Annotated in this window: 13 protein-coding genes; 4 read left to right on the top strand and 9 right to left on the bottom strand. The window is 72.3% G+C overall.

The window, feature by feature from the left end:
• Positions 1 to 17: 17 nt before the first annotated feature.
• From ADK65_RS33955 to ADK65_RS33940, 4 genes are all read right to left on the bottom strand, one after another.
• Positions 18 to 761, bottom strand: a complete 744-nt coding sequence (locus tag ADK65_RS33955; RefSeq protein WP_053675018.1) for an IclR family transcriptional regulator — start codon at positions 759 to 761, stop codon at positions 18 to 20.
• Positions 758 to 2,134: an alpha/beta hydrolase family protein gene (locus tag ADK65_RS33950; protein WP_053675015.1), complete on the bottom strand. Its 1,377-nt coding sequence runs from the start codon at positions 2,132 to 2,134 to the stop codon at positions 758 to 760. The genes ADK65_RS33955 and ADK65_RS33950 overlap by 4 nt, the downstream gene beginning before the upstream one ends.
• Entirely contained in the window at positions 2,131 to 3,477 is a 1,347-nt protein-coding gene (locus ADK65_RS33945; RefSeq protein WP_107092445.1) for an MFS transporter, read from the bottom strand. Before ADK65_RS33945 ends, ADK65_RS33950 begins: the two co-directional genes overlap by 4 nt.
• Positions 3,478 to 3,557: 80 nt before the next feature.
• On the bottom strand, positions 3,558 to 3,983 hold the full coding sequence (locus ADK65_RS33940) for a MarR family winged helix-turn-helix transcriptional regulator (protein WP_053675206.1): 426 nt from the start codon (positions 3,981 to 3,983) through the stop codon (positions 3,558 to 3,560).
• A 231-nt stretch (positions 3,984 to 4,214) separates the two neighbouring features.
• On the opposite strand from ADK65_RS33940, the gene ADK65_RS33935 reads away from it, so the two are divergent.
• The 4 genes from ADK65_RS33935 to ADK65_RS33920 are packed head-to-tail and all read left to right on the top strand — an operon-like array spanning position 4,215 to position 7,996.
• Positions 4,215 to 5,132 carry an SDR family NAD(P)-dependent oxidoreductase gene (locus ADK65_RS33935; RefSeq protein ID WP_053675011.1) on the top strand — a complete coding sequence of 306 codons (918 nt, stop codon included), beginning with the start codon at positions 4,215 to 4,217 and terminating at the stop codon, positions 5,130 to 5,132.
• Between the two features lie 11 nt (positions 5,133 to 5,143).
• The gene (locus ADK65_RS33930) at positions 5,144 to 6,019 is read left to right on the top strand and encodes an amidohydrolase family protein (protein ID WP_053675204.1); all 876 of its coding nucleotides are present in this window, start codon (positions 5,144 to 5,146) and stop codon (positions 6,017 to 6,019) included.
• A gap of 10 nt (positions 6,020 to 6,029) precedes the next feature.
• Positions 6,030 to 7,544 carry an acyl-CoA synthetase gene (locus ADK65_RS33925; protein WP_053675009.1) on the top strand — a complete coding sequence of 505 codons (1,515 nt, stop codon included), beginning with the start codon at positions 6,030 to 6,032 and terminating at the stop codon, positions 7,542 to 7,544.
• Positions 7,541 to 7,996, top strand: a complete 456-nt coding sequence (locus ADK65_RS33920; protein WP_053675006.1) for a MaoC family dehydratase — start codon at positions 7,541 to 7,543, stop codon at positions 7,994 to 7,996. The genes ADK65_RS33925 and ADK65_RS33920 overlap by 4 nt, the downstream gene beginning before the upstream one ends.
• On the opposite strand, the gene ADK65_RS33915 is transcribed toward ADK65_RS33920, so the two are convergent.
• Genes ADK65_RS33915 through ADK65_RS33895 form a run of 5 tightly spaced genes read right to left on the bottom strand, consistent with a single transcriptional unit; the run spans position 7,987 to position 16,264 of the window.
• Positions 7,987 to 8,814, bottom strand: a complete 828-nt coding sequence (locus tag ADK65_RS33915; RefSeq protein WP_053675202.1) for a PaaX family transcriptional regulator C-terminal domain-containing protein — start codon at positions 8,812 to 8,814, stop codon at positions 7,987 to 7,989. The two genes, ADK65_RS33920 and ADK65_RS33915, sit on opposite strands and share 10 nt — an antisense overlap.
• 52 nt (positions 8,815 to 8,866) lie before the next feature.
• Positions 8,867 to 10,549 (bottom strand): PHP domain-containing protein, encoded by a 1,683-nt coding sequence (locus tag ADK65_RS33910; protein ID WP_053675200.1) that lies wholly within the window; start codon positions 10,547 to 10,549, stop codon positions 8,867 to 8,869.
• Between the two features lie 22 nt (positions 10,550 to 10,571).
• Positions 10,572 to 12,407, bottom strand: a complete 1,836-nt coding sequence (locus ADK65_RS33905) for a LamG-like jellyroll fold domain-containing protein (RefSeq protein WP_053675004.1) — start codon at positions 12,405 to 12,407, stop codon at positions 10,572 to 10,574.
• A gap of 48 nt (positions 12,408 to 12,455) precedes the next feature.
• A complete protein-coding gene (locus ADK65_RS33900; protein WP_053675002.1) occupies positions 12,456 to 15,389 on the bottom strand; it encodes a glycoside hydrolase family 2 TIM barrel-domain containing protein in 2,934 nt (977 codons plus the stop codon).
• Entirely contained in the window at positions 15,386 to 16,264 is an 879-nt protein-coding gene (locus ADK65_RS33895; RefSeq protein ID WP_053675199.1) for an alkaline phosphatase family protein, read from the bottom strand. The genes ADK65_RS33900 and ADK65_RS33895 overlap by 4 nt, the downstream gene beginning before the upstream one ends.
• Positions 16,265 to 16,339 lie beyond the last annotated feature (75 nt).

The raw sequence follows: 16,339 nt of genomic DNA, 5'->3' as shown, positions 1-16,339 counted from the left end.
TCGACCCCCGACGCCGCTCAGGGCTGCCACCCCAGCGCCCGCGAGATCCCCCGCGCCGCCATCCGCACCGCCGGGCCGAGGACCGGTATCTGGGCGTCGGCGTGGGGCACCACGACCGACACGGCGGCGGTCACGCTGCCGTCGGCGCCGCGCACCGGAGCAGCCACCGACAGGGCGTCCTCGGTGACCTGACGGTCGCTCACCGCCATGCCCGACCTGCGCACCTCGGCGAGGACCCGCCGCAGCAGCTCCGGCTCGGTGATCGTGTACGGGGTGAAGGAGGCGAGATCGCCCGCGCAGTACTCCTTGCGGAACACCGGGTCCCCGTGGGCCAGCAGGGCGAGGCCGACCCCCGTGGCGTGCAGCGGCCAGCGGGCGCCGACGCGGATGTGCACACCCACCGCCGACCGTCCCGACAGCCACTCGATGTAGACCACGTCCCGTCCGTCCCGCACGGCCAGCTGCACGTTCTCGTGCGTCGCCTCGTACAGGTCCTCCAGGTACGGCAGCGCGATCTGCCGCAGCGCGAGGCCGCGCGGGGCCAGCGCGGCGAGCTCCCACAACCGCAGTCCCACGTGGTAGATGCCGGACTCGTCCCGCTCCAGGGCACCCCATTCGGTGAGCGCGCCCACCAGCCGGTGCGCGGTGGTCAGGCTCAGCCCGGCCCGCCGGCTGATGTCCGTCAGGCACAGCGCCGGATGATCGTGGTCGAAGGCGGCGAGCACGGACAGCAGCCGGTCGGGCGCGGTGGGGGCGGTCATGGCCGGGCGTCTCCCGGGTGAGCGAGGTCGTAGGGGCGGGGGTAGGTGCTCGGACGGTACGGGAGGTAGCGGGGGCCGGTCGTCGGATCCTCCGCCTTCGCACGGGAGTTGAGGGCGCCCGGGGAGGCGTCCCAGCGGCCGGTGTCCAAGCGGTGCTCCAGGGTGTGCAGGGCGGCCAGTGTCTCGCCCGGGCCGAAGGTGCAGTGGCCGGGCGCGTCCACGTAGGCCTGGCGCAGGAGCCCGGCGGCGCCCGACGCGGTGGCGGCCCGCCGGTAGGCGCTCTGCGACTGCACCGGGATCAGGGCGTCACCGGTGGTGTGGATGGTCAGCTGGGGGTCGGTGAGGCGGCCGGAGAGCACGCTGGTGTGCCGCATCCACCGCACCGCCGACGGGTCGGCGGAGACCCGGGGTGCCCGGTTCAGGGCCGTGAGGTCCGTGCGCAAGGACAGTCCCGCCTCCTTGTAGAGCTCCGTCACCTCTTTGTACAGCGGGGACCGGGCGAGCATGGAGGAGTAGTCGACGCCCGTGTTCCAGGACGGGTTGCCGCCCGCCCGGCTCTCGGCCTCCTGCCGCCAGGCGAACGCGGGCCGCTGGAGCAGACCCCGGACGGCGGCGTACTGGTTGGACTGCGCGGTCTTCCAGTCGCCGGGGCCCGGTTCGGTCTGTGAGGCGTCGTTGTGGCCGGGGATGTTGTGCAGGGCGGCGGCCAGGGCGATCCGGGCCCGGCCCCCGGGCGTCTGCTGGGCCTCGTCGACCTTGGAGGTGAGTGCCTTGCCGGCGGCGACCGCCTCGGCCTGGTCGGCGAAGCCCGCGAGCCGCACACCGGAGTCCGCGGCGAGCAGGGTGCGCAGCGCGAACACCGGGTCCAGGGTGCTGTTCCAGTTGGCGATTCCGCCCTGCACCAGCCCGCACATCGACAGCGATCCGTCGAACCGGTCCCCGTGCCGCTCGGCGAGCATGCTGGTGACGAATCCGCCGTAGGAGGTGCCCCAGGCGAGCGTCCGCCGGGCCGTGCCGAACTTCCGGGTGAAGAGGTCCAGCGTGGCGAGCTGGTCGGGCACCGCCTCGGTGATCGCCCAGCCGTTCGTCGCGTACGAGGAGCCGATCAGGGCGTACCCCTGGGCCAGCAACGTGTCGCGGGAGGCGGAACGGGGGGCGTTCTGGGCCGGGTTGGGAGCTCCGGCCGGGGTGTAGCCGTGGCTGTAGAGCAGGACCGTGCCGTTCCAGGACGTGGGGACGTCCATCACGTACGCGGCGCCGGACGGGAGACGGCCCTCCAGGTGGGTGTCGGCGGTGGCGGCCTGCGCGGGCAGGGCGGTCGCCGCCAGGGAGAAGCAGGCGGTGGTCGTCAGCAGGGCGATGCGGATCCTCAACGCGGGGTTCCTTCCAGGGCGGGGGTGGCGGCGGGGGAGTCCAGGGCGTCCGTGTGCGTCTCGCGCAGTCGCCACACGGTGACCGCGGTGACGGCCGCGCCGGCGCACAGCAGCAGCGACACCGGGGTGCTGCCACCGCCGAAGGAGGCCAGCAGGCTGCCCGCGATCAGCGGGGAGAACCCGGCGCCGATCAGGGTCGCCCCCTGGTAGCCGAGGGACGCGCCCGTGTAGCGGACGCGGGTGCCGAACATCTCGGTGAGCAGGGCGCCCAGAGGGCCGTACATCGTCGACTGGGCGACGCCGTGGCCGAGCGCCAGGGCGAGGATCAGCAGGCCGGGCGAGCCGGAGTCGACCAGGGCCAGCACCGGGAACGCGAGCGCCGCCGAGCCGACGGCACCGGCCAGGACGACGGGCCGGCGCCCCACCCGGTCCGACAGGGCGGAGGCGGCGGGCAGGACGACGAGCGCCACGCAGGAGGCGACGGTCACCGCGGTCAGCACCTGCGGCCGGGTGTACCCCTGGTCGACGGCGTAGGAGATCATGAAGCTGGTCAGCAGCGACTGGGCGGTGAACGCGCCGATGCCCACGCAGGCGGCCAGCAGCACGGGCTTCGGGCGGCGCAGCACCTCCACGATCGGGGGCCGGTCCACCGGCTCCCTCCTGACCTGCGCGAACAGCGGGCTCTCGGCGACCTTCAGACGTACGAACAGGCCGACGCCCAGCAGCACGATGCTCAGCAGGAACGGCACCCGCCAGCCCCATGAACGGAAGTCGTCGTCCGGCAGGGTGGCGACGAGCGTGACCACCCCGGCCGACAGCACGGATCCGAGAGGGGCGCCGAGCTGGGTGAAGCTGGACCACAGGCCGCGCCGGGATCCGCGGGCGTGCTCGGCGTGTTCGACGACCATCAGCATCGCGCCGCCCCACTCGCCGCCGATCGCGATGCCCTGCACCACGCGCAGGGCGACCAGCAGCACCGGCGCCCAGACGCCGATGGCGTCGTACGTCGGCAGCAGGCCGATGAGGAAGCTGCCGGACCCCATCAGGACCATGGTCAGCAGCATCATCGACTTGCGGCCGATCCGGTCGCCGAAGTGCCCGAAGACGATGCCGCCCAGCGGCCGCGCGAGATAGCCCGCGGCGAAGGTGCCGAACGCCGCGACGGTGCCGACGGCCGGGTCGGCCCGCGGGAAGAACAGTTCGCCGAAGACGAGCGCGGCGACGGTGCCGTAGACGAGGAAGTCGTAGAACTCGACGGTCGTGCCGAGCAGGCCGGACACGGCGACCCGGCGCAACTGCCGGGAATCGGGAGAGGGTTGGGGTGTGGACGGAGTTGGCTGCACGGTGGGCTCCCTGGGGACGGGGCGCGGTTGGTCCGTGAAGTTATGCATCCATCGTGCAGCCGTCAATCATTTGCACAACATCAGTTCAGGCCGTCCTCCGCGATCCGCAGCAGCAGTGCGTGCAGGGTCTCCCGCTCGGCCGGGTCCAGCGGGCCGAGTAGTTCACCGGTCACGCGCAGGCCGTCCTCGTCGGTGTCGCGGAGGAAGTCGCGGCCCCTGTCGGACAGCACGACGATCCGGCTGCGGCGGTCGTCGGGGGAGGGGTGGCGCTCGGCCAGGCCCAGCTTCTCCAGGTCGTCGACCAGGCCGACGATCGCGCTCGGGTCGTAGCCGAGCCGCGTGCTCAGCTCGCGCTGCAGGGCGCCGTCGGTGGTGGCCAGGAAGCGCAGCACCGCGTAGTGGCGCAGGCGGACGCCGGATTCCTGGAGGCGGGCGTTGAAGAGCTGTCCCGAGCGCAGCCCCAGGCGGTACAGCAGGTAGCCGGTGTCGGCGTGCAGTCCGCGCATCCACGGCTCGTGGGCGTCGATGGGCTTCGGGGGGGTGTTCTGGCGTGCGATGGCGGGCTCCCTGGGCTCGGTGCTGCTTCCTGCTGTTTCCAGCATCCCGCACCCATGGGTGAGGAACAACTATTGACGTCAACAATTATTGCTCTTAGCTTCGATCTCGCAGTCGAACCCGTGCGACGCCCGGTCGAACCCGTGTGATGCCCAGTCGAACCCGTGTGAAGGGACCCACCCGTGCCCAGCATCGATCTCTCCGGCAAGGTCGCCGTCGTCACCGGCAGCGGCCGCGGCCTCGGCCTCGCCTACGCCCACGCCCTGGCCGCCCACGGTGCGTCCGTGGTCGTCAACGACGTCGACGAGGCGGTGGCCGAGGCGGCCGTGAGGTCCCTCGGGGAAGCGGGCGGCAAGGCCGTCGCCGAAGTCGTCCCCGTCGGCACTTCCGAAGCCGCCGAGCGGCTGGTGAACCGCGCGGTCGAGGAGTTCGGCCGGCTCGACGTCCTCGTCACCAACGCGGGCATCCTGCGCGACAAGGTGCTGTGGAAGATGACCGACGAGGACTTCGACGCGGTGATCACCACCCATCTCAAGGGCACCTTCACCTGCGCCCGCGCCGCCGCCGTGCGGATGCGCGAGCAGGGCGAGGGCGGCTCGCTGATCCTGGTCGGCTCCCCGGCCGGGCAGCGCGGCAACTTCGGCCAGACGAACTACGCCGCCGCCAAGGCCGGCATCGCCGCGATGGCCCGCACCTGGTCGATGGAGCTGGGCCGGGCGAACATCACGGTCAACGCGATCGTGCCGGTCGCCGCCACCGCGATGACCGAGACCATCCCGGCCTTCGCCCCGTACATCGAGGCCATGAAGAGCGGCGAACCCCTGCCGGACTTCCTGCGCAAGGGCGAGGGCTTCGGCACCCCCGAGGACTGCGCCGCCCTCGTCCCCTTCCTCGCCTCCGAGGCCGCCCGGGGCATCACCGGCCAGGCCATCGGCATCGGCGGCGACAAGGTGGCACTCTGGTCCCATCCGCAGGAGATCAAGGCGGCGTACGCCGACGGCGGCTGGAGCCCGGACACCCTGGCCGACGCCTTCCCGACGTCGGTCGGGGCCGAGCTCCAGACGGTCGGTATCCCGGCGCCGAAGTTCCCGGAGGCGTGATGGACCGCTCGATGAACGTCGACGACCTGGTCGCGATCGACGTCCACACCCACGCGGAGGTGTCCTCCAAGGGCCACTCCTCCCTGGACGACGACCTGCACGACGCCTCCTCCGCCTACTTCAAGGTCGAGGGCAAGCGGAAGCCGACCCTTCAGGAGACCGCCGCGTACTACCGCGAGCGGAAGATGGCCGCCGTGATCTTCACGGTCGACGCCGAGTCCGCGACCGGCACCGCGCCCGTTCCGAACGAGGAGGTCGCCGAGGCGGCCGCCGCGAACTCCGACGTGCTCATCCCCTTCGCCTCCGTCGACCCCTTCCGCGGCAAGGCGGGCGTCAGACAGGCCCGCCGTCTGGTCGAGGAGTACGGGGTGAAGGGCTTCAAGTTCCACCCCAGCATCCAGGGCTTCTTCCCCAACGACCGGGCGGTGGCGTACGGCCTGTACGAGGTGATCGAGGAGACCGGCGCGATCGCCCTCTTCCACACCGGCCAGACGGGCATCGGCGCCGGGGTCCCCGGCGGGGGCGGCATCCGGCTGAAGTACTCCAACCCCCTGCACGTGGACGACGTGGCGGCCGACTTCCCGCACCTGAAGATCATCCTGGCGCACCCGTCCTTCCCCTGGCAGGACGAGGCCCTGGCGGTCGCCACCCACAAGCCGGGCGTGCACATCGACCTGTCCGGCTGGTCGCCGAAGTACTTCCCGCCGCAGCTCGTGCAGTACGCGAACACCCTGCTGAAGGACAAGGTGCTCTTCGGCTCCGACTTCCCCGTCCTCACCCCCGACCGCTGGCTCGCCGACTTCGGCAAGCTGACGATCAGGGACGAGGTCCGGCCGAAGATCCTCAAGGAGAACGCCGCCCGCCTGCTCGGGCTGACGAAGCCGTAAGGGGCCGCAGATGCGCAACGAGGGACTGGGGTCGTGGCCCGCACGCCGGGCCCGCAAGACCCCGCACCGCACCGCCCTGATCCACGAGGGGTCCGCCACTACCTACGGCACCCTCCACGCCCGCACCACCCGGCTGGCCCACGCCCTGCGCGCCCGGGGCGTCCGCCGCGGCGACCGCATCGCCTACCTCGGCCCGAACCACCCCTCCTACCTGGAGACCCTCTTCGCGGCCGGCACGCTGGGCGCGGTCTTCGTCCCGCTCAACATCCGCCTCGCCGGACCGGAGATCGCCTACCAGCTCGCCGACTCCGGCGCCCGGGCCCTGATCTACGGCCCCTCCCACGCCGGGCTCGTCGCGGGCCTGCCGGGCAGCACGGACGTACGCCTCTACCTGGAGGTGGGCGCGGAGTACGAGGCCGCCGTCACCGAGGCGCCCGGGGAGCCGATCGACGAACCCGTCGGTGCCGACGACACCTGCGTCATCATGTACACCTCCGGCACGACCGGCCGCCCCAAGGGCGCCATGCTCACCCACGGCAACCTCATCTGGAACGCCGTCAACGTCCTCGTCGACACCGACCTGATCGCCGACGAACGCGCCCTGGTCTCCGCCCCGCTCTTCCACACGGCGGGCCTGAACATGCTGACCCTGCCGGTCCTGCTGAAGGGCGGCACCTGCGTCCTGGTCGAGGCCTTCGACCCCGACGCCACCTTCGACCTCGTCGAACGCCACCGGATCACCTTCATGTTCGGCGTGCCCACGATGTTCGACCAGATGGCCCGCCACCCCCGATGGCCCGACGCGGACCTGTCCTCGCTGCGCATCCTCACCTGCGGCGGCTCCCCGGTCACCACCCCGCTGATCGCCGCCTACCAGGAGCGCGGCCTGACCTTCCTCCAGGGCTACGGCATGACCGAGGCCGCCCCCGGCACGCTGTTCCTGGACGCCGAGCACGCCGTGAGCAAGGCGGGGTCGGCGGGTGTGCCGCACTTCTTCAGCGACGTCCGCGTCGTCCGGCCGGACCTGGCACCGGCCGATGTCGGAGAGGTCGGGGAGGTCGTGGTGCGCGGCCCGCACGTCATGCCCGGCTACTGGGGGCTGCCCGAGGAGACCGCCGCCTCCTTCGCGGACGGCTGGTTCCGCAGCGGCGACGCGGCACAGGTCGACGAGGACGGCTACGTCCACATCGTCGACCGCATCAAAGACATGATCATCTCGGGCGGCGAGAACGTCTACCCCGCCGAGATCGAGGACCGGCTCCTCGCGCACCCGGACATCGCCGACTGCGCGGTGATCGGGGTGCCGGACGACAAGTGGGGCGAGGTGCCGCGCGCGGTCGTCGTGCCCCGCGAGGGCGCCTCCCTCGACCCCGACGAGGTGCTCGCCTCGCTCGCTGGCCGCCTCGCCAAGTACAAGATCCCCAAGTCGGTGGTCCTCGCGGACGAACTCCCGCGCACCGCCTCCGGGAAACTCCTCAAGTCCCGTGTCCGTACGCGTTACGGCCAGAGTGAAGGATCCGCATGAGCATCACCGTCAACGGTCTCGACGAACTCAAGAAGCTCGCCGGCGGCGACCTCGGCACCAGCGAGTGGATCGAGGTGACGCAGGAGCGCATCGACACCTTCGCCGACGCCACGGGCGACCACCAGTGGATCCACGTGGACCCCGAGCGCGCCAAGGACGGTCCCTTCGGCGCGCCCATCGCGCACGGCTACCTCACGCTGTCCCTCTTCATCCCCCTGTTCACCGAACTGCTGGACGTCCAGGGAGTGACGACGAAGGTCAACTACGGCCTCGACAAGGTGCGTTTCCCGTCACCGGTCAAGGTCGGCTCCCGCATCCGCCTGGCGGCGAAGCTCGCCGAGGTCCAGGAGGTGCCGGGCGGGGTGCAGATCACCGTCGAGGGCGCCATCGAGATCGAGGGCGGCACCAAGCCCGCCGCGGTGCTCCAGAGCCTGTCGCGGTTCTACGCCTGAGGCCGCGCGGGCACCAGGTCCAGAAAGCGCTCCGAGGCGTCGCGCACGAGCGGTGAAAGCCGCTCGTGCACGGTCCGGAACGTCTTCTCGGCCTGTTCGGCCGGCCAGTCGTCCGGCAGGTGCCCCACGGGCAGCCGTGGGTCGCGCCGGACGATCTGAAGCCACTCCGTCTGCAGCCGCAGCCGCAGCACGAGGGCGTCGTCGGCGTCCGGCAGGTCGTCCTCCCACGCCTGCCAGCGCCGCGTGAACCCCGCGTAGCGTCCGGCCAGGTCGGACAGCTCCCACGTCTCCTCGATCATCCGGCCGATGTCCATGCCGGCGTCCGCGTGCGCCCGGAAGACCTTCACGTGCGCGGACAGGCCGAGCTCGGCCACCAGCGCCGACACGTCGACCTCACCGGGGGCGATCCACAGGCCGTTGAAGAGCGGGCCGAAGCCGCTCCAGGCCAGCCGGGAGCGCAGGTCGTGCCGCTGGCGCTGCCAGGACTCCGGCAGGGAGAAACCGAGCAGCGTCCAGGTGCCGTCCCACTGCCGGTTGACGGCACCCGCCTGCCAGATCCGCTGCGCGCCGTCGCGCAGCACCGCCTCCGAGCGCTCGGTCAGCCCGAAGTACATCCGGCGGCCCTCACGCTGCCGGCGCAGCAGGTCACGGCCGGCCATGCGGCTCAGCGTGGAACGCGTCGCCTGCTCGCCGATGCCGGCCCGGGCGAACACGTCGATGACGCTGCCCGAATACACGCACACGTCACGCCCGAGCACCTGATCGCCCAGGAACGTCAGCATCAGGGACTGGGGCCGCAGCGACTCTTCACCGGTCACGCGGCCCACCGTACCTCCGCTCCATCCGTCGGTGACCTGCTGGTACGCCCGGTCAGGACCCTTCGACGTCCACGAACACAGGGTTCGCGTAGAACCAGGTGTCCGCCCACGGATCACCGTCCCCCGGCGCGTGCGGGACCGGCCCGTGCGGGTCGACCGACGCGCCGAGGCAGCCGGGGCCGTTGCGCTTGCCGTCGCTGCCGCGCAGCCGGACGTAGAAGGACTCCTCCCCTGCGGTCAGCGGTATGCGCAGGGTGAAGGTGCCCTTGCGGCCGGAGACGTCCTCCGTCCGGACGACCCGCGTGTCCGGGGCCTGCCAGGTGTCGCGATCGGGGACCGGCCCGCGCACCGCGCCGCGGATGACGTCCACATGCGCCAACTCGGGCAGGATCCCCCGCGGGTTGGGCCGGGATGCGGTCGTCACCGTGACGCTCAGAGTGAGCCGCTCGCCCTTGCGCACCCGCAGCCGGCCGCCGAGCGTCACGCCCCGGCCTCGGTCCCGGTCCCGCTTCAGGCGGACGTCGAGCCCGTCGAGCAGATGCCCGTGGTCCAGCCAGACCCGGCCCGCGCGCATCCCCGCCATCACCGCGCGGTAGCCGTACCGGGTCACGCCCACGTGCGTACGGCTGAACTGGCCGGGCCAGAAGTCGCTGCCCGGCTGCGGGGTGCCGGTGTTCACCGGGTCGGGCAGCTTCCCGGTGTTGTCGAAGTTCTGACCGGCCGGCCAGTCGCCGTTCTTCCAGGTGTCGAAGACGATCCGGTGGGCGTCGGAGTTGGTGGTGACCGAGAACAGCCGGCCCTCGGCGAGCAGCGAGTCCCACAGACCGCCGACGGTCGCGGTCGCCCAGTCGAAACCGCCGTAGGTGAGGTAGGCGTCCGCGGGATAGCCGGGCCAGGACTGGACGGACGGCTTGTTCTCGTACTCGCCGCGGATCGAGGTGGCACCCCGCCAGCCGGGGATGGCCGCGCCCTGGGCGCCGGGCGCGCCCTCCATGCCGATCACGATCCCGGGCGCCGCGTCCCGCCAGTTGCGCAGTTCGTGCGGGGAGTCGATGCCGAGGCGCATGGGATGGTTGGCGAGCACCAGCACGTCGTCGACGTAGCCCGAACGGCGCTGCTCGGCCAGCCACTTGAGGCCCTTCAGGGCGTGCGCCTCGTTGCGGGCGGTGTCGGCGTCGGCGGGGCCGCCCTTGTCGTAGGCGAGGAGCTTGCCGTCGTAGGCGCTCTCGAAGCGGGTCAGCACGTCGACCTCGTGCGGGCCGGGCGCGGTGAACACCGTGCAGTGCTCGGCGGCCGGGATGTACCACTCCAGGCCCTGGAAGATCAGCTGACGCGGGTTCTCCGCCCGCGCCCTCAGGATCTCCCGGTGCTCCATCGCGGCCCCGAAGTCGGCGTGCCCGAAGTTGGAGTGCTCGGTGAACACCATCCAGTCCAGGCCGTACTCCGCGCTCTTCGCGGCCAGCTGGGAGAAGGTGTACTTGGCGTCGTGGCTGTAGACGGAGTGGATGTGGTGGTCACCGACGAGGTAGGCGAGGCGCGGGTCCTCGCCGCCCAGCGGGCCGCCGTCACCGGCGGCGAAGGCCGGGGTCCGGCCGGTCGCCACCGAACCGAGGGCGAACGCGGCGCCGAACAGGCCCGCGCGGCGCAGCAGCCCGCGGCGGGACACGCCCTGCGGATCCAGGGCGGCGGGGGAGACGGACGGATCGGCCCAGGCGGGCAGCTGTTGCTCGGTCATGATCGACCAGCCCTTCGGCATCTCAGTGGTTCATGAAGGAGGTGACGGGGAGCGCCCGGGCGACGATCCGGACGTCGCCGAGCCGGCCGTGGAGGATCTGGTCGATCTTCCCGGCGTACTCGTAGCCGCCCAGCAGCCACGGGAGCCCGACGGAGGTGATGCCGGCCGCGGACGCCTTGGGGTTGCGGACCACCGGACAGCCCTCGACGTACAGCGTGGTGTGCCTGCCGTCGTTGACGACGGCCAAGTGCCACCAGGTCTCCAGCGGTGTCTCCTGGCCCCAGTTGGTGGCGATGCCCTGCTGGTTGAGCGGGCGCATCGCCCACTGCGGCTCACGGTCGTTGGACAGCGACAGCGTGGCCAGCGGCTCGTCCGGGTCGTCGGCGCTCTTCCCTGCGGCGCCGCCCGTGCCCGTGCGGGAGACCAGGCCCGACCAGGCGTTGTGGTCCGGGTCCCAGTCGGCGGGCAGCCGGTAGAACGCCTCGATGGTGTAACCGTCCGTGAAGGTGGCCTTGTTCAGCGGGGCGCCGTCGACCGTGCGCAGGTAGGCGCCCCTCAGCGGGGACTTGAAACCCCGGAACTCCAGGCTGCCGTGGCCCGGCTGGTCGGGGTGGTGGTCGGCCGACCAGCCGAGCGTGCCGCCGCCCACCGTGACGAGGGAGAGGTCGTTGCCCCGGCCGGACAGGTCGCGGACCGTGCCGGCCGTGCCGTCGACGGGCTTCTCGAAACGCCAGTACGCCACCGTGCCCGGCAGCAGCATCTTCGAGACGGGTCGCGCCGGACGGGCGGGCACGGGCGCGAAGCCGGAGAAGCGCTCCTCGAAGTCGATCTCGACGGAGAACCGGTCGGCGTCGCCGCTCAGCTCCATCTCCTGCCGCTCCAGCTCGTTGAGCCCCTTCGCGGCCCGGCCCAGGATCCACGGCGAGAGCGTCTCCACGTCGATGACGCCGCGGTCCAGGTCGAACCGGTAGAGACGGATCATCGCCGCACCGCCGAAGTAGCGGTTCTGGTAGTTCGTCAGGTGCAGATGGACGTCGTGCCCGGCCGCGTTCTTCCGCGTCGCGCGCCCGGCGGGCCAGTAGTGCCCGCCGAGGGCGAGGAAGATCTGGTCGTGGTCCTCGATCAGCCGGTCCCAGAGCTGTTGCCCGTAGTCCGACAACGTGTCGTCCGCGACGACCAGTTCGTGGGTCGTGAGGATCACCGGTGTCCTCGGGTGCTTCGCCAGGACGTCCTTCGCCCACGCGTACCCCTGCGGCGACAGCCGCCAGTCCAGCGCGAGCACCAGCCACCGACGGCCGCCCGCCTGGAACCGGTGCCAGGTGTTGTAGCCGTCCGGCGAGGCGCCGCCGAACGTCGGCTTTCCCTCGAACCGCTGCGGCCCGAAGGCGTCCAGGTACGGTGTCGCGCCGCGCTGGTCGGTCGTCGACGACTTCACGTCGTGGTTGCCGGCCAGGACGCTGTAGTCGACACCCTGCCGGTCCAGCACCCGGAACGCCTCACCGATCGCCGCGAACTCCTCCTTCGCGCCGTTCTGCGTGAGGTCGCCGAGGTGGGAGAGGAAGACGATGTTCTCCTGGCCGCCGTGCTCCAGCAGATAGCGCAGTGACGCCTCCACCGGAGCCCTGTCGATGCTCGGACCGTCGAAGAGGTACTGCGTGTCCGGCATCACCGCGAGCGTGAAGCGGCGGCTGCGCGGGTCGGGACGCCGGCTCGCGGGCGCCGCCTGCGCGGTGCCGCCCGGCAGCGCGGTCACCGCGGCGGCCGTCGCGCCGAGCAGCGCGGTGGCGCGGAGGAAACCGCGTCTTCCGGCACCGGCCTGGGGCGCTTCGCCCGGGTCGTGGTCATGCGAAACGCACATGGGGGCTCCATGGGGTGGCAGTCGGTGACTGAGAGGGAGGAAGAGAACTCAGAGGACGCGCAGTGTCCAGCTCCAGCGGTGGACACCGGACGGGACGAGGTGGGAGGCGAAGGTGTCGGGCCCGCACGAGGCCGTGCCCAGTCCGCGGTGGGCCGCGTCGATGTGCACCACGCACCCGGCCCGCGGCACCAGTTCGTCGTGGTGCGCGACGGCGGCCAGGTCGGCTGCGCGATGCCGGGTCACGGAGACCTGACGGGCCCGGTCCAGCCGCACCGCGAGGCCGGTGGCGTCCGGCGCGGACAGGGTGAACCGGCGCACACCGTGCCGCCCGCCGCTCTCCTGGGGCCGCAGATACGGCGTGAACAACTCGTCCACCGGCACGCGGTGGTGGCCGACCGGTGCGCCCGCGGCCCGGTCCGGATACGACTCCCAGGGGCCCTTCCCGAACCACTCCAGGACGTTCGGCCCGGCGGCCGTCTCGAACACGGTCCCCACCCGGGCCACGTCGTACAGCGCCTCGGGCAGTTCGGCGCACTCGTCGACGAGCAGACCGTCCTCCACCGCGGTCACCACCTGCTCGTGCCGGACCGTCCCGCCCGCGCAGTGGTAGTCGGACACCACGGCGACCCGGCCCGAAGTCCGCCGCACGGAGACCACCTCGCGGGCGGGCGCGTCCAGCCCCCAGTCCCGCCAGCGGGCCGCCATGCCGCCCAGCTCGTCGTTGTCCGTCGGAGCCCGCCACAGCGACAGCGTGGGAGCGGCCGTCAGCAGCGGATGGACCAGCAGCCCGTCCTCGTCGACCTCCACCGAACGGTCCGGGACGCGGGTGGGCCGGACCGGGAGCGCCGCCCGCAACCGCACCTGCGGCAGGCACACGACCGTGCCGCGCGGTGCCCATGCCTCGTCCCGGGCCGTCGAGACCCGCAGCGTCAGCCAGGCCTCGCCGCCGTTCCCGGGCAGCTCGAACGGCAGCGGTACGGCGGCCGTCTCGCCGGGCCGCAGCTCGGGCAGCTCCGCCGGAGCCGTCAGGGTCGTGCCGTCGGCCAGGGACAGCTCCCACTCGCCGGACAGCCAGTCCAGGCCCCGGAAGTGCTGGTGGTTGCCCAGGACCACGCCCTCGTGGCCGTGGGACTCGATCCGCACCGGCGCGGCGATCTCCCGGTGCTCGGACATCACGGGCTTGGGCGTGCGGTCGGGAAAGACGATGCCATCGGCGATGAAGGCGCCGTCGTGGTCGGTCTCACCGAAGTCGCCGCCGTACGCCCAGCGATGCCCGGGCGCGGCGACACCGTTGTCGTACAGCCCGGCGCCCCCACGCCCGGCCGGTCTGCCGTCGTTCACACGCTGGAGGATGCCGTGGTCCCAGAACTCCCAGATGAATCCGCCCTGAAGACCCGGGGTGGTCTCGATGGCCTCCCAATGGTCCGCGAGCGTGCCGTTGCTGTTGCCCATGGCGTGCGAGTACTCGCACTGGATGAGCGGCTTGGTCTGCGTGCCCGACATGGCGTGCGCGATGCACTCCTGCAGCGGCGCGTACATCGGGCAGGCGATGTCGGAGGCCAGGTCCGGATCGGCCCAGCCGCGCTTGGCCGCGCCTTCGTACTGCACCGGCCGGGTCGGGTCGTGGCGCCGCACCCAGCCCGCCGCCGCGTCGTGGTTCGCCCCGTAGTCGGACTCGTTGCCGAGCGACCAGATGATGACGGACGGGTGGTTCTTGTCCCGCAGCACCATCCGTGAGACGCGGTCCACGAAGGCGCTCAGGTAGCGCGGATCGTCGGCGATCTCGTGGGCGTGGTCGTGGGACTCGAGGTCCGCCTCGTCGACGACGTAGAACCCGAGCTCGTCGGCCAGGTCGTACAGGGCCGGGTCGTTCGGGTAGTGCGCGGTGCGGATCGCGTTGAAGCCGAACCGTTTCAGCAGGACGAGGTCCGCCCGCATGTCGTCGTACGTCACCGTCCGCCCGGTCAGCGGGTGGAAGTCGTGCCGGTTGACGCCCCGGATGAACACCCGCTCGCCGTTGACCAGCAGGTCCCGTCCGGCGATCTCGACGTCGCGGAAGCCGATCCGGTGCCGGGAGGTGTCGGCGACCGTGCCGTCGGCGCGGTGCAGGCGGACGGTCAGGCCGTACAGCTCGGGCGTCTCGGCCGTCCAGGTGCGCACGTCCGGTACGGCGGCCCGCAGCCGTGCCTCCCCCAGGAAGCCGGAGACCCGTCCGTCCTCGGCGTTGGCGCGGTCGAACTCCGCGTCCTGCGTCAGCAGGTGCCTCTCCAGCTCCCCGCTGACGTACCAGCCCTCGGGCAGCGCCCCGCCCGCGTCCCGCACCCGGCAGTCCACCAGCAGGTCGCCGTCCCGCCGGGCCCGCACGGTCACGTCCGCGAGATGCAGCGGCTCGGTGGCGTACAGCAGCACCGAGCGGGTGATCCCGCCGTGCCACCACTGGTCCTGGTCCTCGATGTGCGAGGCGTCCGACCACTTCACGACGGTCAGCCGCAGGATGGCCCGCTCCCCGGGTCGCACCAGGCCCGTCAGGTCGAACTCGGCGGCCAGGTGCGAGTCCTTGGAGACACCGACGGGCCGCCCGTCCACGTGCACCAGCAGCACGCTCTCGGCGGCCCCGACCTGGAGCACGATCCGCCGCCCGGACCATGTGGCCGGCACGTCCACGGAACGCTCGTACACCCCGGTCGGGTTGGCGGCGGGCACCTGCGGCGGGAAGGCGGCGAACGGCATACGGACGTTCAGGTACCGCGGGAGATCGTCCGTGCCCTGCATGGTCCAGACACCGGGGACGTACGACGACGACCAGACCTCCCCGGGCGGGGCGTCGGGCGCGGGCAGCAGTTGGAAGCGCCAGTCGCCGTCGAGGGTGACGGCTCCGGGGCGCCGGTCGACGGCGTTCATCGGCAGCCGGCCCCAGGAGGTCACCTCGGGCGCTTCCCAGGGACGCAGAGCGATCACGGGATCGGGACGTTCGTCGGTCATGGCCATTCCGGAGTCGGTGCGGTGGGGCGGGGCAGGACGCGGCCCTGCAGGCCCCAGGCGGGGTCGGCGGGGATGCCGAGACGGTCCAGGACGGTGGGGGCGACGTCGACGAGGCGGGGTGTGTCGAGCCGGGTGCCTCCGGGGCCTTCGCCGGCTCCCCGCTCGGCGAGGATGACGAAGACCTCCCGTTCGGCACGGGAGTCGCCGCCGTGGCCGCCGGAGTCGAGGTGGCCGTGGTCGGTGGTGATCAGCACGGTCCAGCGCTCCGGGGCGCGTCGGGGATCCGCCGCCCGGGCCCCGATCGCGTCCAGCAGGTGCCCGAGGTGGGTGTCCTGGGCGAGGAGGGCCCGGTCGTAGGCGGGGGAGAGGGGCCCGGTGGCGTGGCCGGCCTCGTCGGTGGCGCCGAAGTACACGAACATCACGTCCGGGTCGCCCTTGCCGAGCCAGCGCAGGGCGGTGCGGGCGACGCGGCGGTCCGCGGTCTCGTAGCCCCTGGATTCGCCGTTGTACCGCACCCGCCGGCCGATGGCCCGGCCGAGGGTGCCGCGGCGGACCAGGGCCGGCCAGGACACGGCGGCCACCGTGCGCAGACCGGGCCGGGCGGTGGCGGCGCGGGTGAGGAAGTCGGGGTAGCGGGTGTAGGCGGCGCCCTTGAAATCGTTGCCGGTGACTCCGTGGCGCTCGGGCCACACCCCAGTGAGGATGCTCGACCAGCCGGGCCCGGAGTCGGTGTAGGCAGTGCCGGCCGAGGGCTCGTCGTCCGCCCGGCCGTAGGGCAGCAGGCTCGTGCCGTGGGCACCCGTGGCCATCAGGCGGTGCAGCACGGGTGCCCCGGCGGGGGACCGGGTCAGGCGGTCGTAGCGCAGGCCGTCCATGCCGACGACGAGGACCTTGGGGCGTCGGGCCTCGGTGTTGACGTCCGTCACTGGGTGCCTCTCTTGAATGGCTGC

Source organism: Streptomyces sp. NRRL B-1140, assembly GCF_001280065.1.
Classification (GTDB): domain Bacteria; phylum Actinomycetota; class Actinomycetes; order Streptomycetales; family Streptomycetaceae; genus Streptomyces.
The sequence above is the reverse complement of the archived record's forward strand: the minus strand, read 5'-3'. Positions and strand labels throughout refer to the sequence as shown.

Excerpts from the sequence above, each read along its gene's own strand:
- ADK65_RS33955 (WP_053675018.1), bottom strand. The coding sequence starts at position 761 with ATGACCGCCCCCACCGCGCCCGACCGGCTGCTGTCCGTGCTCGCCGCC.
- ADK65_RS33940 (WP_053675206.1), bottom strand. The coding sequence starts at position 3,983 with ATGCGCGGACTGCACGCCGACACCGGCTACCTGCTGTACCGCCTGGGG.
- ADK65_RS33930 (WP_053675204.1), top strand. The coding sequence starts at position 5,144 with ATGAACGTCGACGACCTGGTCGCGATCGACGTCCACACCCACGCGGAG.
- ADK65_RS33925 (WP_053675009.1), top strand. The coding sequence starts at position 6,030 with ATGCGCAACGAGGGACTGGGGTCGTGGCCCGCACGCCGGGCCCGCAAG.
- ADK65_RS33920 (WP_053675006.1), top strand. The coding sequence starts at position 7,541 with ATGAGCATCACCGTCAACGGTCTCGACGAACTCAAGAAGCTCGCCGGC.
- ADK65_RS33910 (WP_053675200.1), bottom strand. The coding sequence starts at position 10,549 with ATGACCGAGCAACAGCTGCCCGCCTGGGCCGATCCGTCCGTCTCCCCC.
- ADK65_RS33905 (WP_053675004.1), bottom strand. The coding sequence starts at position 12,407 with ATGTGCGTTTCGCATGACCACGACCCGGGCGAAGCGCCCCAGGCCGGT.
- ADK65_RS33900 (WP_053675002.1), bottom strand. The coding sequence starts at position 15,389 with ATGACCGACGAACGTCCCGATCCCGTGATCGCTCTGCGTCCCTGGGAA.
- ADK65_RS33895 (WP_053675199.1), bottom strand. The coding sequence starts at position 16,264 with ATGGACGGCCTGCGCTACGACCGCCTGACCCGGTCCCCCGCCGGGGCA.